At 68.1% G+C, this 23,874-nt stretch carries 25 protein-coding genes and 1 pseudogene; 5 read left to right on the top strand and 21 right to left on the bottom strand.

Annotation, left to right across the window (positions count from 1 at the left end; genetic code table 11):
• From carA to pyrR, 5 genes are read right to left on the bottom strand one after another with little or no spacing between them, the layout of a single operon-like run.
• A complete protein-coding gene (gene carA / locus G6N53_RS16895; RefSeq protein WP_163890262.1) occupies positions 1–1,125 on the bottom strand; it encodes a glutamine-hydrolyzing carbamoyl-phosphate synthase small subunit in 1,125 nt (374 codons plus the stop codon).
• Positions 1,122–1,625, bottom strand: coding sequence for a PH-like domain-containing protein (locus G6N53_RS16890; protein WP_163890261.1), 504 nt, complete (start codon positions 1,623–1,625; stop codon positions 1,122–1,124). Before G6N53_RS16890 ends, carA begins: the two co-directional genes overlap by 4 nt.
• The gene (locus G6N53_RS16885; protein ID WP_163890260.1) at positions 1,622–2,914 is read right to left on the bottom strand and encodes a dihydroorotase; all 1,293 of its coding nucleotides are present in this window, start codon (positions 2,912–2,914) and stop codon (positions 1,622–1,624) included. Before G6N53_RS16885 ends, G6N53_RS16890 begins: the two co-directional genes overlap by 4 nt.
• Entirely contained in the window at positions 2,911–3,858 is a 948-nt protein-coding gene (locus G6N53_RS16880; RefSeq protein ID WP_163890259.1) for an aspartate carbamoyltransferase catalytic subunit, read from the bottom strand. The genes G6N53_RS16885 and G6N53_RS16880 overlap by 4 nt, the downstream gene beginning before the upstream one ends.
• Positions 3,855–4,439, bottom strand: coding sequence for a bifunctional pyr operon transcriptional regulator/uracil phosphoribosyltransferase PyrR (gene pyrR / locus G6N53_RS16875; protein WP_163890258.1), 585 nt, complete (start codon positions 4,437–4,439; stop codon positions 3,855–3,857). The genes G6N53_RS16880 and pyrR overlap by 4 nt, the downstream gene beginning before the upstream one ends.
• 141 nt (positions 4,440–4,580) lie before the next feature.
• On the opposite strand from pyrR, the gene G6N53_RS16870 reads away from it, so the two are divergent.
• From G6N53_RS16870 to G6N53_RS16860, 3 genes and pseudogenes are all read left to right on the top strand, one after another.
• On the top strand, positions 4,581–5,786 hold the full coding sequence (locus tag G6N53_RS16870; RefSeq protein WP_163890257.1) for a serine hydrolase domain-containing protein: 1,206 nt from the start codon (positions 4,581–4,583) through the stop codon (positions 5,784–5,786).
• Positions 5,787–5,823: 37 nt separating this feature from the next.
• Positions 5,824–7,091: pseudogene (locus G6N53_RS16865) on the top strand (DUF222 domain-containing protein).
• A gap of 46 nt (positions 7,092–7,137) precedes the next feature.
• The gene (locus G6N53_RS16860) at positions 7,138–8,340 is read left to right on the top strand and encodes an FAD-dependent monooxygenase (RefSeq protein ID WP_163890255.1); all 1,203 of its coding nucleotides are present in this window, start codon (positions 7,138–7,140) and stop codon (positions 8,338–8,340) included.
• On the opposite strand, the gene G6N53_RS16855 is transcribed toward G6N53_RS16860, so the two are convergent.
• The 4 genes from G6N53_RS16855 to G6N53_RS16840 are packed head-to-tail and all read right to left on the bottom strand — an operon-like array spanning position 8,341 to position 11,056.
• Positions 8,341–8,886, bottom strand: a complete 546-nt coding sequence (locus G6N53_RS16855; protein WP_163890254.1) for a hypothetical protein — start codon at positions 8,884–8,886, stop codon at positions 8,341–8,343.
• Between the two features lie 3 nt (positions 8,887–8,889).
• A complete protein-coding gene (nusB, locus tag G6N53_RS16850; RefSeq protein ID WP_163890253.1) occupies positions 8,890–9,381 on the bottom strand; it encodes a transcription antitermination factor NusB in 492 nt (163 codons plus the stop codon).
• Positions 9,374–9,937, bottom strand: coding sequence for an elongation factor P (gene efp, locus G6N53_RS16845; protein ID WP_163890252.1), 564 nt, complete (start codon positions 9,935–9,937; stop codon positions 9,374–9,376). Before efp ends, nusB begins: the two co-directional genes overlap by 8 nt.
• A 21-nt stretch (positions 9,938–9,958) precedes the next feature.
• Positions 9,959–11,056 (bottom strand): aminopeptidase P family protein, encoded by a 1,098-nt coding sequence (locus G6N53_RS16840; RefSeq protein WP_163890251.1) that lies wholly within the window; start codon positions 11,054–11,056, stop codon positions 9,959–9,961.
• A 33-nt stretch (positions 11,057–11,089) separates the two neighbouring features.
• Here G6N53_RS16840 and G6N53_RS16835 point away from each other — a divergent pair, with 33 nt between their 5' ends.
• Positions 11,090–11,695, top strand: a complete 606-nt coding sequence (locus tag G6N53_RS16835; RefSeq protein ID WP_163890250.1) for a B-4DMT family transporter — start codon at positions 11,090–11,092, stop codon at positions 11,693–11,695.
• Here G6N53_RS16835 and aroB read toward each other — a convergent pair.
• From aroB to G6N53_RS16790, 9 genes are all read right to left on the bottom strand, one after another.
• Positions 11,692–12,771, bottom strand: coding sequence for a 3-dehydroquinate synthase (aroB, locus tag G6N53_RS16830; RefSeq protein ID WP_163895980.1), 1,080 nt, complete (start codon positions 12,769–12,771; stop codon positions 11,692–11,694). The genes G6N53_RS16835 and aroB overlap by 4 nt on opposite strands.
• Before the next feature lie 8 nt (positions 12,772–12,779).
• On the bottom strand, positions 12,780–13,451 hold the full coding sequence (locus G6N53_RS16825; RefSeq protein ID WP_163890249.1) for a shikimate kinase: 672 nt from the start codon (positions 13,449–13,451) through the stop codon (positions 12,780–12,782).
• Positions 13,451–14,662: a chorismate synthase gene (gene aroC / locus G6N53_RS16820; protein WP_163890248.1), complete on the bottom strand. Its 1,212-nt coding sequence runs from the start codon at positions 14,660–14,662 to the stop codon at positions 13,451–13,453. The genes G6N53_RS16825 and aroC overlap by 1 nt, the downstream gene beginning before the upstream one ends.
• A 49-nt stretch (positions 14,663–14,711) precedes the next feature.
• Complete coding sequence (locus tag G6N53_RS16815) at positions 14,712–15,152, bottom strand: prepilin peptidase (RefSeq protein ID WP_237166545.1); 441 nt, start codon at positions 15,150–15,152, stop codon at positions 14,712–14,714.
• A gap of 47 nt (positions 15,153–15,199) precedes the next feature.
• Positions 15,200–16,009, bottom strand: coding sequence for a shikimate dehydrogenase (locus tag G6N53_RS16810; RefSeq protein WP_205390398.1), 810 nt, complete (start codon positions 16,007–16,009; stop codon positions 15,200–15,202).
• Positions 16,010–16,054: 45 nt separating this feature from the next.
• The gene (locus G6N53_RS16805; protein ID WP_163890246.1) at positions 16,055–17,302 is read right to left on the bottom strand and encodes an endolytic transglycosylase MltG; all 1,248 of its coding nucleotides are present in this window, start codon (positions 17,300–17,302) and stop codon (positions 16,055–16,057) included.
• Complete coding sequence (gene ruvX, locus G6N53_RS16800; protein ID WP_163890244.1) at positions 17,295–17,831, bottom strand: Holliday junction resolvase RuvX; 537 nt, start codon at positions 17,829–17,831, stop codon at positions 17,295–17,297. Before ruvX ends, G6N53_RS16805 begins: the two co-directional genes overlap by 8 nt.
• 4 nt (positions 17,832–17,835) lie before the next feature.
• The gene (alaS, locus tag G6N53_RS16795) at positions 17,836–20,529 is read right to left on the bottom strand and encodes an alanine--tRNA ligase (protein WP_163890242.1); all 2,694 of its coding nucleotides are present in this window, start codon (positions 20,527–20,529) and stop codon (positions 17,836–17,838) included.
• Positions 20,530–20,630: 101 nt separating this feature from the next.
• Entirely contained in the window at positions 20,631–21,047 is a 417-nt protein-coding gene (locus G6N53_RS16790; RefSeq protein ID WP_163890240.1) for a secondary thiamine-phosphate synthase enzyme YjbQ, read from the bottom strand.
• 97 nt (positions 21,048–21,144) lie between these two features.
• On the opposite strand from G6N53_RS16790, the gene G6N53_RS16785 reads away from it, so the two are divergent.
• Complete coding sequence (locus G6N53_RS16785) at positions 21,145–21,453, top strand: GlsB/YeaQ/YmgE family stress response membrane protein (RefSeq protein ID WP_163890238.1); 309 nt, start codon at positions 21,145–21,147, stop codon at positions 21,451–21,453.
• Between the two features lie 63 nt (positions 21,454–21,516).
• On the opposite strand, the gene G6N53_RS16780 is transcribed toward G6N53_RS16785, so the two are convergent.
• From G6N53_RS16780 to G6N53_RS16770, 3 genes are all read right to left on the bottom strand, one after another.
• Positions 21,517–21,990, bottom strand: a complete 474-nt coding sequence (locus G6N53_RS16780; RefSeq protein WP_163890236.1) for an SRPBCC family protein — start codon at positions 21,988–21,990, stop codon at positions 21,517–21,519.
• Positions 21,987–22,352 carry an ArsR/SmtB family transcription factor gene (locus G6N53_RS16775; protein ID WP_163890234.1) on the bottom strand — a complete coding sequence of 122 codons (366 nt, stop codon included), beginning with the start codon at positions 22,350–22,352 and terminating at the stop codon, positions 21,987–21,989. Before G6N53_RS16775 ends, G6N53_RS16780 begins: the two co-directional genes overlap by 4 nt.
• A gap of 179 nt (positions 22,353–22,531) precedes the next feature.
• The gene (locus G6N53_RS16770) at positions 22,532–23,869 is read right to left on the bottom strand and encodes a replication-associated recombination protein A (RefSeq protein WP_163890232.1); all 1,338 of its coding nucleotides are present in this window, start codon (positions 23,867–23,869) and stop codon (positions 22,532–22,534) included.
• Positions 23,870–23,874 lie beyond the last annotated feature (5 nt).

Raw genomic sequence — 23,874 nt, 5'->3', positions numbered from 1 at the left:
TCATTTCTCCCCCGCCATCAGGTCGACGAACTGATCGAACAGGTACTCGGCGTCGCGTGGACCCGCGGCTGCCTCGGGGTGGTACTGCACCGAGAACGCCCGCCCGCTGACCAATTTGATTCCTTCCACCACACCGTCGTTGGCACAGGTGTGGCTGACCATCGCGCGTCCGAACTGCGTGTCGAACTCCTCGCCGGCCTCTCCCTCCAGGGCGAAGCCGTGGTTCTGGGCGGTGATCGCCACCCGTCCCGTGGCGTGATCCATCACCGGGATGTTGATCCCCCGGTGTCCGAACGTCATCTTGTAGGTGGAGCGGCCCAGCGCGCGGCCCAGGATCTGGTTGCCGAAGCAGATGCCGAACAGCGGGATCCCGGCGTCGAGCACCTCCTGGGTCACCGCGACCACGTGGTCTGCGGTGGCCGGGTCGCCCGGGCCGTTGGACAGGAACACGCCGTCGGGGCGCAGCGCGGCGATCTCGCTGAAGCTCACCGACGACGGCAGCACGTGACTGCGGACTCCCCGCTTGGTGAGGTTGCGGGGGGTGTTCGTCTTGATGCCGAGATCCAGAGCGGCGACGGTGAACCGATGTGGCCCATCGGGTTCGACGACGTAGCTGCCGTCGGTGCTGACCTCGCCGGCCAGATCAGCGCCGAGCATCGCGGCCTGATTGCGTACCCGCGCCAACAACTCCTCGGCGTCGGCGAGCGCGGCCCCGCTGAATACTCCCGCCTTCATCGACCCGCGACTGCGCAGGTGGCGCACCACCGCGCGGGTGTCGATTCCCGCGATGCCGACGATGCCCTGTCGCACCAGTTCGTCCTCGAGCGTTCCGGTCGCGCGCCAGTTCGACGCCCGCGGTGACGGATCACGCACCGCGTAGCCGGCCACCCAGATCTTGTCGCCGCGACTTTCGCCGTCCTCGAGGTTCCATCCGGTGTTGCCGATCTGAGGCGCGGTCGCCACCACGATCTGGCGGTGGTAGCTGGGGTCGGTCAACGTCTCCTGGTAGCCCGACATACCTGTGGAGAACACGGCCTCCCCCAGCGTCTGGCCGGTCGCCCCGAACTCGGTGCCGGTGAAGATCCGGCCGTCCTCGAGCACGAGGAATGCTTTGTGTGCGGTCATGCGACCTCCTCCGGAAGCCATTTCGTGTAGTCGCGACGGTCGTCGGCGCGGAAGCCGGTGTCGATCTCGACGCCCGACGGCAACCGCCAGCGGATCGCCAGGATCCCGTCATGGGTTAGCGCCTTGCCCGCCAGATACTTCTCGGTGCGGATGTCGACGATCGCGTCGTCGGGGATCCAGATGGGGCCGGCGCCGGTGCGCTGCAACATGATCCCTTCGGGGTAGCGGGTCAGAACGGACTTCGCCCGGAATCCGAGATCTCCGGCGGCAACCCGGTCGTTCCAGTGCGGGGCCAGCGTGCTGCCGACGTAGAGCCCCTTGGTGGCCGCGACGACCACCGGACCGACGGTGTCGGGCAGCGCCGGCAGCGTGCCCACGATCTTGGCCTGACGCTCGACCCGGCGTCGCCACCCGCGGATCATCGCCTGGATCAGCACCGCGATCAGAAGCGCCACCACCCCGGCCATCACCAGCGAGGCGACCAGTGTCGGGGTGTTCACACCGGGCTCTTTCCATCGCGCGCGGTGAGCTTGCCGCGCAGCATCGTCACCGTCACCACCCCCGGCAACTCCATGTCCTCGTACGGTGTGTTGTCCGAGCGGCTGGCCAACTCCGGACCCCGCACCGTCCACTTCGCCCCGGGATCGACCACGGTCAGGTTCGCCGGCTCCCCCACTTCCAACGGTCGTCCCTGATCGGGAAGCCCGACGATGCGTGCCGGACCCTCGCTCATCACGCGGGCGACGTCGCGCCACGTCAGCATCCCCGGCGCCACCATCGTCTCGACCACCACCGACAGCGCTGTCTGCAGGCCCAGCATGCCAGGGCGGGCATTGGCGAACTCACAGCATTTCTCGTGAGCGGCGTGCGGTGCGTGATCAGTGGCCACACAATCGATCACACCGTCGGCAAGGGCTCGGCGCAGTGCGACGGCGTCGCTGGCCTCGCGCAGCGGCGGGTTAACCCGGTTGCTGCCGTCGTAGGTGTACAGCCGGGTGTCGTCGAGGAGCAGATGATGCGGCGTGACCTCGGCGGTGATCGATATCCCCTGCTCTTTGGCCCACCTCACCAGCTCGACGGTGCCCGCGGTCGACGCGTGGCAGATGTGCACCCGGGCTCCCGCATCGCGGGCCAGCAGCGCGTCGCGGACGACGATCGACTCCTCTGCGGCGCGCGGCCATCCCGCCAGACCGAGGCGGGCGGCGTTCGGACCCTCGTGGGCGACCGCACCGCGGGTCAGGCGTGGCTCCTCGGCGTGCTGGGCGATCAGCACTCCGAGGCCCGTCGCATACTCCAGCGCGCGGCGCATCACCAGCGGGTCGTCCACACACAGGCCGTCGTCGGAGAACATCCTGACCCGCCCGACACCGGCGGACATCAGCCCCATCTCGGTCAGCTGTTTGCCCTCGAGGCCGACGGTCACCGCGCCGACCGGGTGCACGTCGACCAGGCCCACCTGCTGACCGCGGTGCCACACGTGGTCGGTCACCACCGCGGAATCGGCGACCGGATCGGTGTTGGCCATCGCGAACACCGCGGTGTATCCGCCCAGAGCAGCTGCAGCGGAACCGGTTTCGATGTCCTCGGCGTATTCGCGACCGGGTTCGCGCAGATGGGTGTGCAGGTCCACGAACCCCGGCAGCAGGATCTGGCCGTCGGCGTCGATGATCTCGGCGCCGTCGGGGACTGCCACACCGGCGCCGATGGCCTCGATCTGGCCGTGGTCGACGAGCACGTCGACACCGTCGCCCTCGCCGTACGGGCGCACGCCTCTGAGCAGGACTGTCATGCGCTGATCGCTTCCTCTTCCGCACCGACGAGCAGGTGGAACAACACCGCCATCCGGATGTGTACGCCGTTGGAGACCTGTTGCAGCACGGCCGATTGCGACGAGTCGGCCACCGAGTGCGCGATCTCCATACCGCGCAGCATCGGACCCGGATGCAGAACCACGGCGTGTTCGGCCAGCTGGGCCTGGCGCTTCTCGGACAGGCCGTAGCGCACCGAGTACTCACGTGCGGACGGGAAGAACCCGCCGTTCATCCGCTCGGCCTGCACCCGGAGCATCAGCATCGCATCGGCGAGCGGGAGTTCGGCGTCGAGTTCGTGTGACACCGTCACCGGCCAGCCCTCTACACCGACGGGCAACAACGTGGGCGGTGCGACGAGCACCACCTCCGCGCCGAGGGTGTGCAGTAGTGCGACGTTGGATCGGGCCACCCGGCTGTGCAGGACGTCGCCGACGATCACCACCCGTTTGCCGTCGATGGTTCCCAGCCGTTGCCGGATCGTCAACGCGTCGAGCAACGCCTGGGTGGGGTGTTCGTGCGTGCCGTCACCGGCGTTGATGACAGCCGGCCCGCCATCCTCGTCGAGTGTCCATGCGGCGAGCTGCTGTGCGGCGCCGGAGGCCGGATGCCGGATGATCAGCGCATCGGCGCCGGCGGCCCGCAGCGTCAGCGCGGTGTCGCGCAGCGACTCCCCTTTGGCCGCAGACGATCCCGACGAGCTGACGTTGATGACATCGGCGCTCATCCACTTTCCGGCCACCTCGAACGACACCCGGGTGCGGGTGGAGTTCTCGTAGAACATCGTGATGATGGTGCGTCCCCGCAGGGTGGGCAGTTTCTTGACCTCGCGTCCGAGCAGCGCCTCGCGGAACCGGTCGGCGTTGTCGAGGATCGCGGTGGCGTCGTCGCGGCTGAGGTCGGCCGCTGCCAGAAGGTGTTTCACCGCGCGGGACCTCCGTAGGGTGCAATCCGGACGCCGTCGTGCCCGTCGTCTTCGGTGAGGCGGACTTTGACATTCTCGGCGCGCGAGGTGGGCACGTTCTTTCCGACGTAGTCGGCCCGGATAGGAAGCTCGCGGTGGCCGCGGTCCACCAGCACCGCCAGTTGCACTGCCTTGGGGCGACCCAGGTCGCGCAGGGCGTCCAGCGCCGAGCGCACCGACCGGCCCGTGTAGAGCACGTCGTCGACGAGCACCACCAGCGCACCGTCGATGCCGCGTTCGGGAATCGACGTGGTCGCCAACGCCCGGGGAGGCTTGCTCATCAGGTCATCGCGGTAGAGCGTGGTGTCCAGGGCTCCGTGGGCGACGTCGACTCCGCTGAACTCGGCGATGTTGCGCGCGAGCCGGGTGGCCAGCGTCACGCCGCGGGTCGGGATTCCCAGCAGGATGACGCGGGGGCCGTCGGATCCGTCGAGTGCGGTCTTCTCGATGATCTGGTGGGCGATGCGGGCGATGGTTCGGCTGACGTCCGCTGCGGACATCAACTCCCGGTCGGTAGAGCCGGTCTGATCTGGCGAGCCCACGGGGAGCCGGACCTCCTTCTCCGCCTCACGGGACGGATCGTTAAAGGATGTCGAAAACTGCGGGCAGCCTAGCACCCGCGGAGAGGGTGGGCGACAGAGCCACGTTCCTCGGAGGCTGTGCCGCTGACTTAATCTGACGCGATGAACCTCGACCGCAACAACGCCTCCATCGTCGAAGCGATCGACGCGGGTCTGCTGGCGGGTGCTGTCACGCTGGTCTGGCACGCCGGCGAGGTGTTGCAGGTCAACGAACTGGGCTACCGGGACGTCGACGCCCGACTGCCGATGCAGCGCGACACCATCTTCCGGATCGCCTCGATGACCAAGCCCGTGACGGTGGCCGCGGCGATGTCGCTGATCGAGCAGGGCAAGTTGGCGCTGACCGATCGGGTGGCGACGTGGCTGCCGGAGCTCGAGAACATGAGGGTGCTGGCGGAACCCCGCGGTCCGCTGGACCGCACCGTGCCGGCCCAGCGCCACATCACCGTCGAGGACCTGATGACGCATCGCAGCGGGTTGGCGTACATGTTCTCGGTGCTCGGACCGCTCGCGGACGCTTACCGCAAGCTGCCCACCCGCCAGGATCAGGATCGTTGGCTGGCAGAGCTCGCCGTGCTTCCCCTCGCCCATCAGCCGGGCGAGCGGCTCACCTACAGCCACGCCACCGACGTCCTGGGTATCGCACTGTCGCGGATCGAAGGGAAACCGCTCAGCGAGGTGCTCGACGAACGGATCCTGGGGCCGCTGGGGATGTCGGACACCGGTTTCAGTGTCGGGTCCGCCGGGCGCCGCCGGGCCGCCACGATGTACAGCCTCGACAGCGACAACACCCTGCGCCACGACGTGATGGGGCCTGCACCCATCGTCGATCCGCCGTTCTGCACCGGTGGCGCAGGACTCTGGTCCACCGCGGACGACTACCTGCGCTTCGCCCAGATGCTGCTTGCCGGTGGCACATTCGACGGCGTCCGGGTCCTGTCGGAGGAATCGGTGCGGTCGATGCGGACAGACCGGCTCACCGATGAGCAGAAGCGCCAGGATTTCCTGGGCGCGCCGTTCTGGATCGGCCGCGGCTTCGGCCTCAACCTGTCGGTGGTGACCGATCCTGCGAAGTCCCGTCAGTTGTTCGGGCCGGGCGGGTTGGGGAGCTTCTCCTGGCCGGGGGCCTATGGAACGTGGTGGCAGGCCGATCCGTCAGCGGATGTCATCCTGGTGTATCTCATCCAGAATCTGCCCAACCTGACCGTTGATGCCGCCGCCGCGATCGCCGGCAACACCTCGCTGGCGAAACTGCAGAGCGCCCAACCGAAGTTCGTCCGACGGACCTACGAGGCACTCGACTTGTAGCGCTGGCCATGTCGGTGGGGTGGCTTAGTTTGGGTGTGTGTTCGAACGTGTGTTCTATGTGGATCCGGGGCCGGTGAGGCTGAGCTGCGGGCGCAGGTCGAGCAGCTGGAGAAGCTGAAAAGTGTGGCCGCGGCGGCGCAGGCGCGGGTGACGGCGTTGTGGGCGGCCAAACGCCGCGCCGCGGAACAGGCCGCTACGGTGCCGGCACGCCGGCGCAGAGGCCTGGCGTCGGAGGTGGCGTTGGCGCGTCGGGAGTCCCCGACGTGCGGGAACCGCCATCTCGGGTTCGCCCAGGCGCTGGTGCACGAGATGCCCCACACGTTGGCGGCGCTGGAAACCGGGATCCTCTCGGAATGGCGGGCCACCCTGATCGTCAAACACTCCCCCTGTTTGAGCGTTGAGCATCGCCGGGTGTTGGACGCCGAACTGTGCGCCGACGCCGCGCGTCTGGTCGGTTGGGGTAATGGCCGGGTCGAGGCCGAGGCCAAGAGGATCGCCGCCCGCCTGGACGCCGCGGCGGTGGTGGCGCGGGCGGCCAAAGCCGCCGCCGACCGCAGCGTGTGGATCCGCCCGGCCCCGGACACCATGACCTACGTGACGTTCCTGCTACCCGTAGCACAAGGCGTCGCGATGTACGCGACCCTGAAGCGCGAAGCCGACACCACCTTCGATGGGCGGTCGCGGGGGCAGGTGATGGCCGACACCGCCTACCAACGCATCACCGGGCGTCCCGCGGCGCAGCCGGTGCCGGTGGCGTTGAACATGGTGATGGCTGACACCACCCTGGCCGGCGACGATGAACAGCCGGCGTGGCTGGCGGGGTTCGGTCCGATCCCGGCCGGGCTGACCGGCGACGCCGCCACCGACACCAAGATCAAAGCCACGCTGCGCCGGCTCTACCGGCATCCCAAATCCGGGCAGTTGGTGGCGATGGAATCGCGGGCCAGGATCTTCCCCAAAGCGTTGGCACGGTTCCTGCAGTTGCGGGATCAGACATGCCGGACCCCGTACTGCGATGCCCCGATCCGGCACTGCGACCACGCCACCCCGGCCCGCGACGGCGGCCCCACCAGCGCCCGCAACGGCCTCGGTGACTGCGAGGCCTGCAACTACGCCAAAGAAGCCCCCGGCTGGCAAGTAACCACCACCGAGGCTGATGGGGAGCACCGCGCCGAATACCGCACCCCCACCGGAGCGGTCTACCAGTCCACCGCCCCACCACTACCCGGACCACCGCTCCGACGCCGAATCAGCCTCCTCGAAGGCCAACTCAGCATCGACCTCGTCACCTTCGACGCCGCATAATCACGTAGTGCCGACGGGAGTTCGACCGGCGCACTAATTTCGGAGTATGGCCGCCCCGCTAGTGCTCGTCAGCGGCGCCGGTATAGCCGGACCGTCGCTTGCTTTCTGGCTGACCCGAAACGGCTATCGCGTCGTCGTCACGGAGATCGCACCGGGAATTCGACCGGGCGGTCAGACCGTGGACCTGCGTGGGGCAGGCGGGGATGTCATCGAGAAGATGGGACTGATGGGCGTCATGCAGTCCCATGCACTGGACCAACGTGGCGCCGCGTGGGTGCGATCGGATGGCAGCCGACGTGCCGAGATGTCGGTGACGGCGTTCGGAGGCCGCGGTCTGGTATCCAAGCTCGAGATCCTGCGCGGCGACCTCGTGTCAGGCCTGTTCCAGGCCACCAGAAAGCACGCCGACTACCGTTTCAGCACAAGAATTTCCGACCTCACGCAGAACCCTGACGGGGTGAACGTCACCATGTCCGACGGGTCGCACCTCGTCGCAGATCTGGTGGTCGGTGCCGACGGTCCCCATTCCGGGGTGCGGCAGTTGGCATTCGGGCCGGAGGAACATTTCATCAGGCCGATCGGCGGCTACAACGCGTGGTTCTCTGCACCTGACACCGTGGGACTGGACGGGTGGTACCTGCTCTACCAAGCTCCCGGCGGCCTCAACGCTTCCATGCGACCGTCACACGATCCGCGGATCGCCAAGGCAGGTCTGGCATTCCAGTCGGAGCCGTTGACCTACGACCGACGCGACACCGATGCCCAACGAGCAATCCTGGTCGAACGGTTTGCAGGCAAGGGGTGGCAGTGCGACTCGCTGCTGGCGGCGGCGCAAGCAGCCGACGACTTCTACTTCGACTCGTTCGCACAGGTGCACATGCCTGCCTGGTCTGCAGGGCGGGTGGCACTGGTGGGTGACGCCGGCTACTGCGCATCCCCGCTATCCGGCATGGGCACCAGCCTAGCGCTCGTCGGTGCGTACGTGCTGGCAGGCGAGCTCGGCGCAGCCGAGGACCTCGACAGGGAGGGCATTGACGCAGCACTCGGCAGGTACCAGACAGTGATGCGGCCTTATGTCGACACCTGTCAGGACCTGCCCAACACCATGGATCGTTTCGCCCCGATGACCGAGAGGGACATCGCCGCCAACGCCGCAGTGATGAAATGGATGCAGCGTTGGCCGTTTCGCCCGATCGCCGCCCGGCTTTGGTTCGGCAGCGCGGATTCCATCACACTGCCGGAGTACTGACTACATCGAGCGGGACAGCACCCTGCCGAATTGGAGTAGTCGCTGCATCTGCGCCAGACCTCCGTTGTCGACCGACTTCACGAAACGGAAAGACTCACAATAGATGTCGGCATCGGTCGCCGACTTCTGCCGCGTCCTGGTGACCAACTGGGTGTAGATCCGCAGCTTCACCTCGGACAGGCGCCGGGTGCCGTCGCCGAGCACCTCGTATTCGGTGGACAACACCTGATCGGTCAGTGTGGACAACAGGATCGACCGCACCGACGCCATCAGGATTCGGTGCGGCTCACCCGCGTCGCGCGGACCGGACACGTCGTCGTCAGCACGCCACATGATCAGTCGGTGTCCGTCGGTGGCGAGCACCTCCTGCCACAGCGCCTCACCCCACACCTTCTCGGTGAACCCGCGCGACATGACAAACGACCTGATCGCAGCCGATTCGACGACAGAACGCAACTGATCCAACGCCAGGTCAGGGTCGCGCAGATACACCCTCGCCGCCTCGCTGACGCTGGTGTAGGGAGCCCAGTCCTGCGGAGTCGCCATCTCTCAGGACCCGAGACTGCCTTCTCGGCCGCCCTGCACCGCGGCGGCGGCGGCTCGAATCTGCGGCGTCACCAGCATGACCTGCCCGAGCAGGCCGTTGACGAAACCGGGTGAGTCATCGGTGGACAGTTGCTTGGCCAGCTCGACGGCCTCGTCGACCGCCACCGGTTCGGGGACGTCCTCGGCGTGCAGCAACTCCCACACCGCGACGCGCAGAATCGCTCGATCAACCGCAGGCAGTCGTTCCAGGGACCAGCCCTGAAGGTGCGCCGAAATTAGGTCGTCGACGTGCGCCATGTGTTCGGTCACACCGCGCGCTACCGTCACCGTGTACGGGTTGAGCGGCGAAACTTCGTCGGACTGACTCAGCGCCAACGCATTTCGCGACTCGGCGACCTCCGCGGGGGTGATCCCACGTGCTTCGGCCTCGAACAGCAGGTCTACGGCGCGTTTACGGGCCTGGTGCCGGCCCCGGTCGCCCTTCCGGTCAGGCATTGACCCTTCCCAGATAATTACCGTCCCGCGTATCCACTTTGAGCTTGTCACCGGTGTTGACGAACAGCGGGACCTGGATTTCGGCGCCGGTCTCCAGAGTTGCCGGCTTGGTGCCGGCACTGGACCGGTCGCCCTGCAGGCCCGGCTCGGTGGAGGCGACCGAGACCTCGACCGTCACCGGCAGCTCGAGGTACAGCGCCACACCGTCGTGGAAAGCGATCTGCACCGGCATGCTCTCCAGCAGGAACCCGGCGGCCCGGCCGACGAGCGACTCGGACAGTGAATGCTGCTCGAAGTCCTCACTGTCCATGAACACGAAGTCAGAGCCGTCGCGGTACAGGTAGGTCGCGTCCCGGCGGTCCACCGTGGCCGTCTCCACCTTCACCCCGGCGTTGTAGGTCTTGTCGACGACCTTGCCCGAGATCACGTTCTTCAGCTTGGTCCGCACGAAGGCCGGGCCCTTGCCCGGCTTCACGTGCTGGAACTCGACGATCTGCCAGAGCTGGCCGTCGATCTGCAGGACGAGCCCGTTCTTGAAGTCTGCGGTCGATGCCACGGTGGGTTGTTCTCCTAGCTATCAGAGGATCGCCAGTTCCTTGGGGAACCGGGTCAGCAAGGCGGGGGTCTTATGGGAGTCACTGCCCACGACCAACGTGTCCTCGATTCGGACACCGCCACGGTCGGGCAGATAGACACCTGGCTCCACGGTCACGGCGGAGCCAGCAAGCAGTGTACCGGCGGCCGAGGCGTTGATTCCCGGCGCTTCGTGGATCTGCAGCCCGACTCCGTGGCCGAGGCCGTGCCCGAAGTTCTCGGCGTACCCGGCATCACTGATGACCGACCGTGATGCCGCGTCGACGGCGCTGAGCGCAACCCCGGGGGCCAGCGCCTCCCGCCCGGCCCGCTGCGCGGCGAGGACCAGGTCGTAGATGTCGTGTTGCCACTGGGCGATGGGAGAAAGCACGAACGTACGCGTCATGTCCGAGTGGTAACCGCACACCAGCGCGCCGAAGTCGATCTTGACGAAGTCGCCGGCTGCCAGCACGGCGTCGGTCGGGCGGTGATGCGGGATCGCCGAGTTCGGCCCGGTCGCGACGATCGTCTCGAACGACGCGCCGTCGGCGCCGTGGTCGAGCATCAACGCCTCCAGATCGCGCCGGACATCCTTCTCGGTGCGTCCCGGACGCAGGCCACCCTGCTCCACCAGGTCCTTCAGCGCCGCGTCCGCCGCCTCGCACGCCAACCGGAGCAACGCGATCTCGCCGGCGTCCTTGACTTCGCGCAGACTCTCCACCATCCCCGCGGCGCTGACCAGCTCACAGCGCTCGCCGGCCGCGCGGGTCAGTGCTGTGAACCCGTCGACGGTCACCACGTGGCTTTCGAAGCCCACCGTGCGCACCGTGCCCGACTCGGCCGCCCGGCCGACCAGATGCGGACCACACGCCCGCTCGATGACCACTTCGGCATCGGGTGCCTGCTGAGCAGCCTGGGTGCGGTAGCGCCCATCGGTGGCCAGTACCGGCGTTTCGTCCTCGGCGAGGATCAGCAGGGCGGCGTTCGAACCGGTGAATCCCGACAGATATCGGACGTTGACCAGGTTCGACACCAGAAGGGCGTCCAGTTCCGCAGCCGCCAGACGCTGACGCAACCGGTCGCGGCGCTGAGAAATAGTCACAGGCGGTGACGCTACTCGCTAAGGTGATGCCTCATGAGTAAGTGGTTGCTGCGCGGACTGGTGTTCGCCGCCCTGATGGTGATCGTTCGGTTACTCCAGGGAGCGATGATCAACGCGTGGGAGACCAAGGCGGGATTGATCAGCCTGACGCTGGTCGTCCTGTTCGCCGTAGTCGCGCTGATATGGGGCTATGCCGACGGGCGTTCCGATGCCCGTGCCAATCCCGATCCCGACCGGCGCCCAGACCTCGCGATGACGTGGCTGCTGGCCGGGCTGTTCGCGGGTGTGGTCAGCGGTGCGGTGGCCTGGTTCATCGGCGTGTTCTACCAGAACCTGTACGTCGAGGGCCTGATCAACGAGGTGACGACCTTTGCGGCGTTCACGGCGCTGCTGGTGTTCATCTGCGCCATCATCGGCGTCGCACTCGGCCACTGGCTGGTCGACCGCAAAGCTCCGCAGCAGGGGCGACGCCGGGAGAGCGACGATGACCGCGCCGACACCGATGTGTTCGCCGCCGTGCGCGACGACCGCGCCGACGCCGACTACCGGCCCCAGTCCACCGCGACCGAGGCCGATCAGCAGACGTCGCCGGTCGCCGTCGCCGACGACGAGACCCGGCCCGTCGACAAGCGCGACTAAGTCCGGGCGACCTCGGCGTAGGCGGCGGCCAGCAACGAGGGATCGGGGCCTTCCAGCCGCCCCGGCTTGGCCAGGCCGTCGAGCACCACAAAGCGCAGCACCCCGGCACGGGTCTTCTTGTCGCCGACCATCGCCTCCAACAGCTGCGGAAGCGCGTCGGCGTCGTAGGAGACCGGCAGCCCGAGCGAGCCGAGAATGGCGCGGTGCCGCTCGGCGGTCGCGTCGTCGAGCCGCCCGGCCAGCCGGCCCAGTTCAGCGGCGAACACCAGACCCACCGATACCGCGGCGCCATGCCGCCACTGGTAACGCTCGCGGCGCTCGATGGCATGGGCCAGGGTGTGCCCGTAGTTGAGGATCTCGCGCAGTTGCGATTCCTTCTCGTCGGCCGCGACCACCTCCGCCTTGACCGCCACCGCGCGTCTGATCAACTCCGGCAGCACCGCGCCGTTGGGATCGACGGCGAGCTCCGGGTCCGCCTCGATGAGGTCGAGGATCGTCGGGTCGGCGATGAAACCGGCCTTCACGATCTCCGCCATCCCGGCCACGATCTCGTTGCGTGGCAGCGTTTCCAGTGTGGCCAGGTCGATGAGAACCGCCGCCGGCTGGTGGAAGGCGCCCACCAGGTTCTTGCCCGCGTCGGTGTTGATCCCGGTCTTGCCTCCCACCGCGGCGTCGACCATGCCGAGCAGGGTGGTCGGGATGTGCACGACGTCGATGCCGCGCAGCCACGTCGCCGCGGCGAAACCGGCGACGTCGGTGGCTGCCCCGCCGCCCAGGCTGACGATGGCGTCCTTGCGGCCGACACCGATCCGTCCGAGCACTTCCCAGATGAACCCGAGCACCGGCAACTCCTTGCCGGCCTCGGCGTCGGGGATCTCGATCCGGTGTGCATCGATCCCCTTGTCCGACAAGTGCTCCCGGATTACCTCGGCGGTCTGCGCCAGCACCGGCTGATGCAGGATCGCCACCTTGTGCCGGCCGTCGAGGATCCGCGCGAGGTCGCCGAGAAGACCCGTCCCGATGAGAACCGGATACGGCGGATCTGTACGTACGTGAACAATCACGGGGTCCGTCACCGGCTCAGTCACTCAACGTCCTTTCTGGAACAGGAGGAGCCGCCGGCCTTTCTGGCAGCGACAGCCGCGGGACTCGGCGGTGCCTCCGTCGACGGCGGCGTGCTCAACGACAGCGGCGCGCGCCGCCATGACGGACGCCGGCGACGACGATCGGGTTTGGGCTTGGGAGAGTCCGGGTTGTCCAGTTTGGCGACGATGAAGCGCACCACCGCACCCGGGTTCCGGTGGTTGGTGTTCACCCGCAACGTGGCCACCTGCCGGTAGAGCGGAACACGTTCTGCCATCAGCGCTTTGAACTTCTCGCTGCGATCCGGGCCGGCCAACAACGGCCGCACGGTGGTCCCCCCGGTGCGGCGCACCCCCTCCGCGGCACTGATCTCCAGATAGATCACGGTGTGCCCGGACAGTGCTTCGCGGACGCCCGCGGTGGTCACGGCGCCGCCGCCCAGCGACAGCACGCCGTCATGGGTGGCCAGGGCCTCGCGGATGACACGCTCTTCGATGCGGCGGAACTCCGCCTCCCCGTCGGTACCGAAGATGTCGGCGATGGTGCGCCCGGTGGTCTCCTCGATCGCCGCATCGGTGTCGAGCAACGCGACGTCCAACGTCTTGGCCAGACGACGGCCGATGGTGGACTTACCCGACCCGGGAAGCCCGATCAGAACCACTTTGGGGGCCATCAGCCCGATGCCCGCACGGCCACTGTCGGTTCGCGATCGGCCAACGCCCGCAGGTAGGTCTCGATGTTGGCGCGCGTCTCCGCCAGCGAGTCACCGCCGAACTTCTCCAGCGCGGCGCGAGCCAGCACCAGGGCGACCATCGTCTCGACGACGACGCCGGCCGCCGGTACCGCACACACGTCCGAGCGCTGGTGGATGGCGACCGCTTCGTCGCCGGTCGCCATGTCGACGGTGGCCAGCGCGCGGGGCACGGTGGAGATCGGCTTCATCGCCGCACGCACCCGCACGGGCTGGCCGTTGGTCATGCCGCCCTCGAGGCCGCCGGCGCGGTTGGTCGACCGCATCACGCCGTCCGCGCCGGGGTACATCTCGTCGTGGGCGACGCTGCCGCGCCGACGCGCGGTCTCGAAGCCGTCGCCGATCTCGACGCCCTTGATCGCCTGGATGCCCATGACCGCGCCTGCCAACTGACTGTCGAGGCGGTTGTCGCCGCTGGTGAACGAACCCAGTCCGACGGGCAAGCCGTGGACCACCACCTCGACCACGCCGCCGAGGGTGTCGCCGTCTTTTTTCGCGGCCTCGATCTCGGCGATCATCGATGCCTCGCTGGTTTCGTCGAACGCGCGCACCGGGCTGTCGTCGATCGCAGCCAGGTCGGCTGCCTGCGGCGGCGCACCGTCGTAGGGCTGGGACGCACCGATGGAGATGACGTGTGAGAGCACCTCGACGCCGAGGGCCTGCTTGAGGAACGCGCGGGCGACGGTACCCGCAGCCACCCGGGCGGCGGTCTCGCGGGCGCTGGCACGTTCCAGCACCGGACGGGCGTCGTCGAAGCCGTACTTGAGCATGCCCGCGTAGTCGGCGTGTCCGGGGCGTGGCCTGGTCAACGGCGCGTTGCGGGCGGCGCTGTCGGCCAGCACGGCGGGGTCGACGGGATCGGGCGCCATCACCGTCTCCCACTTCGGCCATTCGGTGTTGCCGATCTCGATGGCGATCGGCCCGCCGAGGGTGAGGCCGTGACGCAGCCCGGCGAGCAGGGTGATCTGGTCCTGCTCGAACTTCATCCGCGCGCCGCGACCGTAGCCCAGCCGGCGCCGCGCCAACTGTGCGGCAATGTCCTGCGAGGTCACCGAAACGCCGGCGACCATGCCCTCGACCATGGCCACCAACGCGCGGCCGTGGGATTCGCCTGCTGTAGTCCATCGCAACACGCGTCCCATTTTCGCACGGCGGCGTCACCGTCCCGAAACTGCGCGAGGGCTACAGCAGGGCGAGGGTCACCGCCGCCCCCGCAGCTACACACATCGACGGCCCGTGCGGCAGCGGCGAGCGGTCACCGCGGACCAGCGCGGCCACCCCCAGCAGAACGGTCAGAACGGACGCCCCGAGGGCGGCCACCAGCCACACGTCGACACCGAACGACCCGGTGAGGGCGCCGAGCCCGATCGAGAGCTTCACGTCGCCAGCACCCATCGCCTGTGGCGCCACCAGATGCACCGCGGCGTAGACGGCGAACATCGCCGCCGCCCCTGCAGCAGCGTCCACACCGTGACCGGCGAGCGAGGCCGCGACGAGAATCGTCGCCGCGCCGGGCAGTGTGAGCGCATTGGGAAGTCTGCGCTGCCGGACGTCGAAACAACTCAGCGCCACCAACCAGCCCGCCACACCGGCGACAGCGAGCGCCTTCAAGGCCTGCCCCACCTGTCCAGGCTAGGACCGCCGCCGGACGGTCAGATGCACCAAAAGGCTCAGGTCGCGGCATCGAGCGCAGCCCGCATCGCCTCCTTGGGCGCGGGTAGCCCGGTGAATTGCTCAACCTGGGTGAACGCCTGATGCAGCAGCATCTGCAGTCCGCTGATCACCTGGCCGCCGGCCGCCCGGACCGCCACGGCCAGCGGGGTCGGCCACGGGTCGTAGATCGCGTCGAGCAACACCGGGGTCCGCGACAGCGCCGCGGCATAGTGCGCCGCCGCGTCGGCCGGGACGGTGTTCACCACGACGTCCACGCCGGCGACGATGTCCGCCAACTGCGCGTCGCCGACATCACACCAGTGCGCCCGAACGCCGCAGCGGATCGCGAGTTCGACCAGCGGGGCCGCCTTCCCGGCGTTGCGTGCGGCCACCGTGATGTGTCGCGCGCCGAGCTCGACGAGGCCGACGATCACCGCGGGTGCGGTGCCGCCGGAACCCACCACCATCGCGCGGTCGGACGAGGGCACGCCGGCCAGCGCGCCCACCACCCCGTCGACGTCGGTGTTGTCGGCGTGCCAGCCCGCCGGTGCGCGCACCAGGGTGTTGGCCGACCCGACCATCCTCGCGCGGGCGGTGGCGTCGTCGGCGAACCGCAGCGCGGCGAACTTGCCCGGCATCGTCACCGACACCCCGACCCATTCCGGACCGAATCCGCCCACCACGCCGGGCAGTTGCTCACCGGTGCACTCGATGCGGTCGTAGGTCCAGCCGTCCAGGCCCAGCGCCCGGTACGCCGCCAGATGCAGCAACGGGGAACGCGAATGCGCAATCGGGGAACCGAGCACGGCAGCCCGCCGTGCGCTCACTGGTCCTGTCTGCTCATCGCGCAAGCGCTCATCGCCGCTGTCTGCTCATCGCGCCGAGTCGAGGACGCCGTTGCTGATCGCCACTTCGATGTTGGCCAGATGCTGCTCGTACTCGCGGGTGAACAACGTCGTGCCCTGCATGTCGACCGTCACGAAGTACAACCAGTCCCCCGGTTCGGGCTGCTCGGCGGCAACGAGGGCGGGCAGACCCGGTGAGCAGATCGGGGTGATCGGAAGTCCCGGCCGGACATAGGTGTTCCACGGGGTCGCACGTCCGCGGTCCCCGTCGGTGGTCGCCACCTCGACGCGGTCCAGCGGGTAGTTCACCGTCGAGTCGAACTCCAACGTGCGCTGTTCGGCAAGCCGGTTGTAGATCACCCGGGCCACCTTTGAGAAGTCCTGCGGCAGGGCCTCGCGCTGCACCAGCGACGCGACCGTGAGCACCTCGTACGGCGAGATGTTCAGCGTGGCCGCGGTATCGAGCAACCCGCTCTGTTCGTACTGCCCCGCGCTGGCGGCGATCAGCGTGGCCATGATGTCCTGCGGCTCGGCCGACGGGTCGATGTTCCAGGTGCCGGGAGCGATCAGCCCCTCGAGCCGCCGGTGATCGGAACCCAGGGCGTCGACCGTGCTCATCGCCCATCCGGGCACCGCAAGCGCGGACGGTGCCGCGGTACCGGCGACGTTCCGCAGGTCGTCGGCCGATACGCAGGTTCGGTCACCGTCGAGATCCACGCACGAGGCATCGGAGATCAAGGTGAGAATGCCGTCGGTGACCGCGTCGGTCCCGACGTCGCGGATGTCGTCGAGCTGGCGGCCTTCCGGGATGACCAGCCTGCCGACCCGGTTCGCCGGATCGGCGAGGCGGTCGACGGCACTGGCCGCCGGGATCTCGGTGCGGACCTTGTAGAAACCCGGCTGGATGGCCGAGATGGCGTCATTGCCCGACGCCGCGCTGACAAACGCCTCGGACGTCGCCACGACGTTCTGCTCCTGCAACGTGTTGCCGATCGCGGTGGTCGAGTCACCCTCGTTCACCTGGATCACCACGTCGTTGACGCCGTCACCGGCGTAGTCGCCGCTCGAGCCGCCGAACAGCGAGTTCCACATCCTGGATCCGAGGAACACCGCGACGACCACCACCACCACGAGCATCACCAGCGCCGCCGCCGCACCGACCCGCCGTCTGCGCAGCGTCCGGGCTTCCTGCATGCGGTCCCGGCGGGTGCGCCGACGCCGCGGCGGGCCCACCGCGACGGGCTCGGCACGTTCGCTTGGCCAATCGTCAACCATCCCCGACCTCTCCGTGTGCGGTCAGCGCCGCCCGCCGCTGGTCCAACCAGTTCTGCAGAATCCCCACCGCCGCAACCTGATCGATCATCGATCGTTGCCCCTTGGCGCGCACCCCGGCCTCCCGCAACGAGCGTTGCGCAGTCACCGTGGTGAAGCGCTCGTCGGCCAGCCGCACCGGAACCGGCGAGATCTGGTCGGCCAGCCGATCAGCGAGCTCGACGGCGTCTCGTGCCGACGAGCCGGCACGGTCGGCCAGCGTGCGCGGCAGACCCACGACCACCTCCACCGCCTGATGGTCGTCGACCAGCCGTCTCAGCCGTCGCAGGTGCTTGCCTGAGCGACGGTCCCGGGCGATCGTCTCCACCGGGGTCGCCAGGATGGCGTCGGGGTCGCTGACCGCCACCCCGATGCGGACGCTGCCGACGTCGATACCGATGCGCCGGCCGCGCCCCGGATCCGGGGACGAGTTCGGGTCCCCCGGCCGGTCCGGCAGACGGTCCTGGTGTTCGGGGTCGTCGGGGTGATCCACCAGGCTATCTCCGGGCGATCTCTGCACGTACCGCCGCCAGGGCCGCGTCGATACCCGCTGCCCCCTTACCGGATCCCTGCGCGAGATCTGCTTTGCCCCCGCCGCGTCCGTTGACCGCTGCACCCAGCTGTTTGACGAGGTCGTCGGCCCGTAGTCCGAGATCCTGCGCCGCGGGATTGACCGCCACCACGTACGGCACGGCGTCGTCGTCACCCTCAGCCAGCAGCGCAACCACCGCCGGACCGCTTCCGAGCTTGCCGCGGACGTCACCGACGAGTGAACGCAGGTCACCCGCCGACATCCCGCCGGCCATCCGCTGCGCCACGACCCGGACCTTACCGATCTCCTCGGCGCCGGCGGCCGCATTCGCCGCCGCGGCGCGCGCGTTGGCCATCCGCAGCCGGTCGAGTTCCTTCTCCGCGGCGCGCAACCGCTCCACCAGGTTGGCGACCCGACCAGGCACCTCGTCCGAGGGCACCTTCAACGTCGACGCCAGACCCGCCATCAGCGCGCGCTCCTTGGCCAGATGGCGGAACGAATCGAGACCGACGTAGGCCTCGACGCGCCGGACACCGGACCCGACCGACGACTCGCCGAGGATCGTGACCGGCCCGATCTGCGCGGAGTTGCGGACATGGGTTCCGCCGCACAGTTCCAACGAGAACGGCCCGCCGATCTCGACGACCCGGACCTCGTCGGGATAGGCCTCACCGAACAGTGCCATCGCACCCATTGCCTTGGCCCGCTCCAGATCGGTGATGAAGCTGTGCACCTCGAAGTCGGCCTCGACGGCCTCGTTGGTGACCTCTTCTATCTGGGTGCGCTGCTGTTCGGTCAGCGCACCCTGCCAGTTGAAGTCGAAACGCAGATAGCCGGGACGATTCAAGGAGCCGGCCTGGACGGCGTTGGGGCCCAGCACCTGTCGCAGGGCAGCGTGCACCATGTGCGTCCCGGAGTGCCCTTGGGTCGCCCCATGACGCCAGCGGGGATCAACGGCGGCAACGATGGTGTCACCCTCGACGAACTCGCCGGACTCAACGGTGACGCGATGCGCCCACAGCGTTTTGGCGATCTTCTGGACGTCGGTGACGGCTGCGCGCGCCGTCTCCGAGGCGCCGGTCCCGCCGATGCTGCCCTCATCGGCGATCTGGCCGCCCGATTCGGCGTAGAACGGCGTGCGATCGAGAACGAACTCGACCCGCGACTCCGAGGTGCCTGGCTCGTGCGCCACCACCGGCACCCGCTTGCCATCGACGAATATCCCGAGAATCCTTGCTTCGGTGGATAATTCGTCGAAGCCGGTGAACTGCGTGGGGCCGGCGTCAACCAGGTCGCGGTAGGCCGACAAATCGGCGTGCGCCTGCTTGCGCGCTGCGGCGTCTGCCTTGGCCCGGCGGCGTTGCTCGGCCATCAGGCCGCGGAAGCCCTCCTCGTCGACCCGCAGATCGGCCTCGGCCGCCATCTCCAGGGTCAGTTCGATCGGGAAGCCGTAGGTGTCGTGCAGGGTGAACGCGTCGGTGCCCGACAGCACGTCGGTACCCGAAGCCTTCGTGGCCCGCGCGGCGTCGTCGAACAGCCGCGAGCCCGAGGCCAGCGTGCGGTTGAAGGCGGTTTCCTCGGCCACTGCGATGCGCTGGACGCGGTCGAAGTCGCTGACCAGTTCCGGATACGCCGGACCCATCGCGTCGCGTACCACCGTCATCAGGTCGGCCATCACGGGATCGTCGACACCGAGGAGTTTCGCGGCGCGGATGATGCGCCGCAACAACCGGCGCAGCACGTAACCACGGCCCTCGTTGCCGGGGCTGACGCCGTCGCTGATGATGATCGCGGCGGTGCGGCTGTGGTCGGCGATGATCCGGTAGCGCACGTCGTCACCGTGGTTGCCCTGGCTGTATCCCCGGGGCGCGCGGTCAGCCATCAGATCGATGGCCGGGCGGAGCAGATCGGTCTCGTAGACGTTGTCCACACCCTGGAGCAGACAGGCAACCCGCTCGATGCCCATCCCGGTGTCGATGTTCTTGCGCGGCAGCGGGCCGAGGATCTCGAAGTTGTCCTTGGAGGTGCCCTCGCCCCGTTCGTTCTGCATGAACACGAGGTTCCAGATCTCGATGTAGCGGTCCTCGTTGGCCTCCGGACCACCCTCGATTCCGTACTCAGGCCCGCGGTCGTAGTAGATCTCCGACGACGGACCGCACGGTCCGGGGATCCCCATCGACCAGTAGTTGTCGGCCATCCCCCGGCGCTGGATCCGGGCCGGCGGCAACCCGGCGATGTCCTGCCACAGCGCAGCCGCCTCGTCATCGTCCAGATAGACGGTCGCCCAGAGCCGTTCGGGGTCGAAGCCGTAGCCACCCTGATCCACCGGGTTGGTCAACAACGTCCACGCCAACTCGATGGCGCCGGCCTTGAAGTAGTCGCCGAACGAGAAGTTGCCCGCCATCTGGAAGAAGGTGTTGTGCCGGGTGGTGATGCCCACCTCGTCGATGTCCGGGGTGCGGATGCACTTCTGCACGCTGGTCGCACGGTCCCACGGCGGCGTGCGCTGGCCGAGGAAAAACGGGACGAACTGGACCATGCCGGCATTGACGAACAACAGGTTGGGATCGTCGAGGATCACCGAAGCGCTGGGCACTTCGGTATGGCCCGCCTTCACGAAATGATCAAGGAACCGCTTCCTGATCTCGTGTGTCTGCACGTGCTGCTGTCCTCAGTCCTAGTCAGTGGAGCCGACCAGCTGATTGGCCGTCACCTGCGAATACTCGACGCCCCACAGTACCGGTCGCCCCGGCTACGCCTTCAGGAAGCAGCCTTGACGAAGCTCAGCCGCACTGAGCGACGCGGGTTGTCGGAGTTCAGATCCACCAGCACGATGCTCTGCCAGGTGCCCAGCAACGGCTCTCCGTCGGCCACCGGCACCGTCACCGACGGAGACACCAGGCCGGGGAGCACGTGGTCGGCGCCGTGCCCCGGGGACCCGTGTGCATGCCGATACCGGTCGTCACGGGGCAGCAGCCGATGCAGCGCGTCGATGAGATCGTCGTCGGAGCCGGCGCCCGTCTCGATGATCGCCAGGCCCGCTGTCGCGTGCGGGACGAACACGTTGCACAATCCGCCGGAGCCCTGGTCCTGGGATGCGCAGAACGTCTGCACCGCGGCGGTCAGATCGACGATGCGGCGGTCGGTGGTGTCGATGTCGAGCACTTCGGTTTTCATCGGTTTCAGCCTACGAGCCGATCCACTGATTGACGCGCGCGTTTATCGCCGATCCGGCGAGGGTACTTCTGCCGCAATCGAACCCTCGGAGGAGAACATGACCGTCACCGGCATCATCACCGCAATCTTGATCGGCGCAGTTGTCGGTGCTCTCGCCCGACTGGTGCTCCCGGGCAAGCAGAAGATCGGCATCCTGCTGACGATCGCGGTCGGTATCGTCTCGGCGCTGATCGGCACCGCACTGGCCGGAGCACTCGGCATCCCCACGGCAACCAGCGGCGTGGACTGGCTCGAACTGTTCGTCCAGGTCGTCGTCGCCGTGATCGGTGTGGCGCTGGTGGCCGCACTCATGGGTCGCCGTAGCAGCGGCGTCGGCGGCGGTCGACGTTCCGGCATTCCCCGCTGACGTCACCGAGCACCCCCACGTGATCCCGGCTGGAGCCCCGACCGGCCGGGATCACTTTGTACGTCAGAGGTCTGCCAGCAACCGGTCGAGTTTCTCGTATCCGTCGGTCATGCCACCCTCCATGCCGGATGACAGCAACGCGTCGCGGGCTTCGACGTTGGGGCAGATCGAGCGACCGCGCAGCCGGGAACGCCCGCCGCCGAGGTCCTCGAACCACAGGTACTCGATGTTGACCATGTCGGGCGCGCCGTCGAATTCGAAGGTCTGCAAGATGAATTCGTTCGCGCGCACGGTGTGAAACGTGCCGTTGAAGGCGTACTCGCCGTTTTCGTCTGCGTGGGAGTAGCGGTAGCCGCCGTGGCTTCTGAAGTCCCACTCCGTGATGTTCATCTCCAGACCGTGCGGACCGAGCCAGCGCTTCACCAGCTCCGGTTCGGCGTGGGCACGGAACAGCGCGGCCACGGGCGCGTCGAAGTCCCGGGTGAACTCCATGGCCAGGGTGTCCACCGGTGCCACCAGGTCGAGTGCGTTTGTCATCGTGCCTTCCCTTTCATGTCGGTCTCCGGCGGAAGCTGCGCGAGCAGCGCGTCCAGCCGGCGGTAGTTGCGTTCGGCGTCCAGTCGGTAGCGGTCGATCCACGAGGTCAGCTCCTCGAGGGCAGCTGCCTCGAGATGAACCGGTCGACGCTGGGCGTCTCTGGACCGGGTGACCAGACCCGCGTGCTCGAGCACCTGGATGTGCTTGGACACCGCCTGCTTGGTGATGGAAAACGGCGCGGCCAGCTCGTTGACCGTCGCAGGCCCTCGCGACAGCCGCGCGACCATCGCGCGGCGAACGGGATCTGCGAGCGCCGTGAAGGCCCGATCGAGCCGGACCTCGGCGTTTCCATCACTCGCCAATAATCAACCTCCTATTTGATCAACCAATAGATTGATCAACAAAGTAGGTCAGCCGCCATCGCGCGTCAAGGGGTCGATCCGTCCAGAGCCGACTTTTGCAGGGAAAGTGCGGGTGCGCGCCTGCAAAAGTCGGGTTTCGATCTCTGCGGAGCCCGCGAGTCCCTGCCTGAATTCTGCGGTCAGCGGCTGCGACGGATGATGGCGCGCAGCTTCTCCAGCCTGGTGGAGATCTCCCGCTCGACGCCACGCGCGGTGGGCCGGTAGTAGTCAACCCCCACCAACTCGTCCGGCGGGTACTGCTGTGCCACCACCCCGTCGGGGACGTCGTGCGAGTACCGGTACCCGATGGCGTTGCCGAGCTTCGAGGCGCCCGAGTAGTGCCCGTCGCGTAGATGGGCGGGCACCAGACCCGCCTTGCCCGCCCGGATATCGGCCATGGCCGCACCGAGCGCCGTCGTCACGGCGTTGGACTTGGGCGCCGTCGCCAAATGCACAGTGGCGTGCGCCAGCGTCAGTTGCGCTTCCGGCATGCCGATCAACTGCACGGTGTGTGCGGCAGCGACGGCGGTCTGCAGCGCCGACGGATCAGCCATCCCGATGTCCTCGCTCGCGAGGATCACCAGGCGCCGGGCCACGAACCGCGGGTCCTCCCCCGCCACCAGCATGCGCGCCAGATAGTGCAGCGCTGCGTCGACGTCGGAACCCCGGATCGACTTGATGAACGCGCTGACGACGTCGTAGTGCTGATCGCCGTCGCGGTCGTAGCGCACCGCCGCCCGGTCCAATGACTGCTCGATGATGTCGACAGTCACCTCGTCACCTGTTTCAGCGGCGACCTCCAGCGCGGTCAGCGCTCGGCGCGCATCACCCGCGGACAGCTGCACCAGCAGGTCGACCGCGTCGTCGGCGACCCGGACCCGCCCGCCGAGGCCGCGCTCGTCGTCGATGGCACGGCGGATCACCGTGGCGATGTCCTCGGCGGTCAGCGGCTGCAACTGCAGAATCAACGAGCGACTCAGCAGCGGAGCCACCACGGAGAACGACGGGTTCTCGGTGGTGGCGGCGACGAGCAACACCACCCGGTTCTCCACCGCGGACAACAGCGCGTCCTGCTGGGTCTTGGAGAACCGGTGCACCTCGTCGATGAACAGCACCGTCTGGCCACCCCGGACGGCGCCGAGCCGGGCCGTCTCGATGACCGCACGGACCTCTTTGACCCCCGCGGACAGCGCCGAGAGCGCCTCGAAACGCCGGCCGGTCGCCTGCGAGATCAACGAGGCCAGCGTCGTCTTGCCGGTCCCCGGGGGGCCGTACAGGATCACCGACGCCGCGCCGGAACCCTCGACCAACCGGCGCAGCGGAGAGTTCGGCTTCAGCAGGTGCTCCTGTCCGACCACCTCGTCGAGCGAGGCCGGACGCATCCGCACCGCCAGCGGCGACGACGCCCCGCCCCCGATTGCGTCAGCGGCGCCGCCGTCCGTCTCCCGGCCGGGCACATCGAACAGGCTGTCGGACACGCCTT

Source organism: Mycolicibacterium hippocampi, assembly GCF_010723735.1.
Taxonomy (GTDB): Bacteria; Actinomycetota; Actinomycetes; order Mycobacteriales; family Mycobacteriaceae; genus Mycobacterium; species Mycobacterium hippocampi.
The sequence above is the reverse complement of the archived record's forward strand: the minus strand, read 5'-3'. Positions and strand labels throughout refer to the sequence as shown.

Excerpts from the sequence above, each read along its gene's own strand:
- G6N53_RS16805 (WP_163890246.1), bottom strand. The coding sequence starts at position 17,302 with ATGGTTGACGATTGGCCAAGCGAACGTGCCGAGCCCGTCGCGGTGGGC.
- G6N53_RS16855 (WP_163890254.1), bottom strand. The coding sequence starts at position 8,886 with ATGGCGACTCCGCAGGACTGGGCTCCCTACACCAGCGTCAGCGAGGCG.
- G6N53_RS16860 (WP_163890255.1), top strand. The coding sequence starts at position 7,138 with ATGGCCGCCCCGCTAGTGCTCGTCAGCGGCGCCGGTATAGCCGGACCG.
- G6N53_RS16785 (WP_163890238.1), top strand. The coding sequence starts at position 21,145 with ATGACCGTCACCGGCATCATCACCGCAATCTTGATCGGCGCAGTTGTC.
- carA (WP_163890262.1), bottom strand. The coding sequence starts at position 1,125 with ATGACCGCACACAAAGCATTCCTCGTGCTCGAGGACGGCCGGATCTTC.
- G6N53_RS16870 (WP_163890257.1), top strand. The coding sequence starts at position 4,581 with ATGAACCTCGACCGCAACAACGCCTCCATCGTCGAAGCGATCGACGCG.
- G6N53_RS16835 (WP_163890250.1), top strand. The coding sequence starts at position 11,090 with ATGAGTAAGTGGTTGCTGCGCGGACTGGTGTTCGCCGCCCTGATGGTG.
- G6N53_RS16885 (WP_163890260.1), bottom strand. The coding sequence starts at position 2,914 with ATGACAGTCCTGCTCAGAGGCGTGCGCCCGTACGGCGAGGGCGACGGT.
- G6N53_RS16825 (WP_163890249.1), bottom strand. The coding sequence starts at position 13,451 with ATGGCCCCCAAAGTGGTTCTGATCGGGCTTCCCGGGTCGGGTAAGTCC.
- nusB (WP_163890253.1), bottom strand. The coding sequence starts at position 9,381 with ATGCCTGACCGGAAGGGCGACCGGGGCCGGCACCAGGCCCGTAAACGC.
- G6N53_RS16780 (WP_163890236.1), bottom strand. The coding sequence starts at position 21,990 with ATGACAAACGCACTCGACCTGGTGGCACCGGTGGACACCCTGGCCATG.
- G6N53_RS16790 (WP_163890240.1), bottom strand. The coding sequence starts at position 21,047 with ATGAAAACCGAAGTGCTCGACATCGACACCACCGACCGCCGCATCGTC.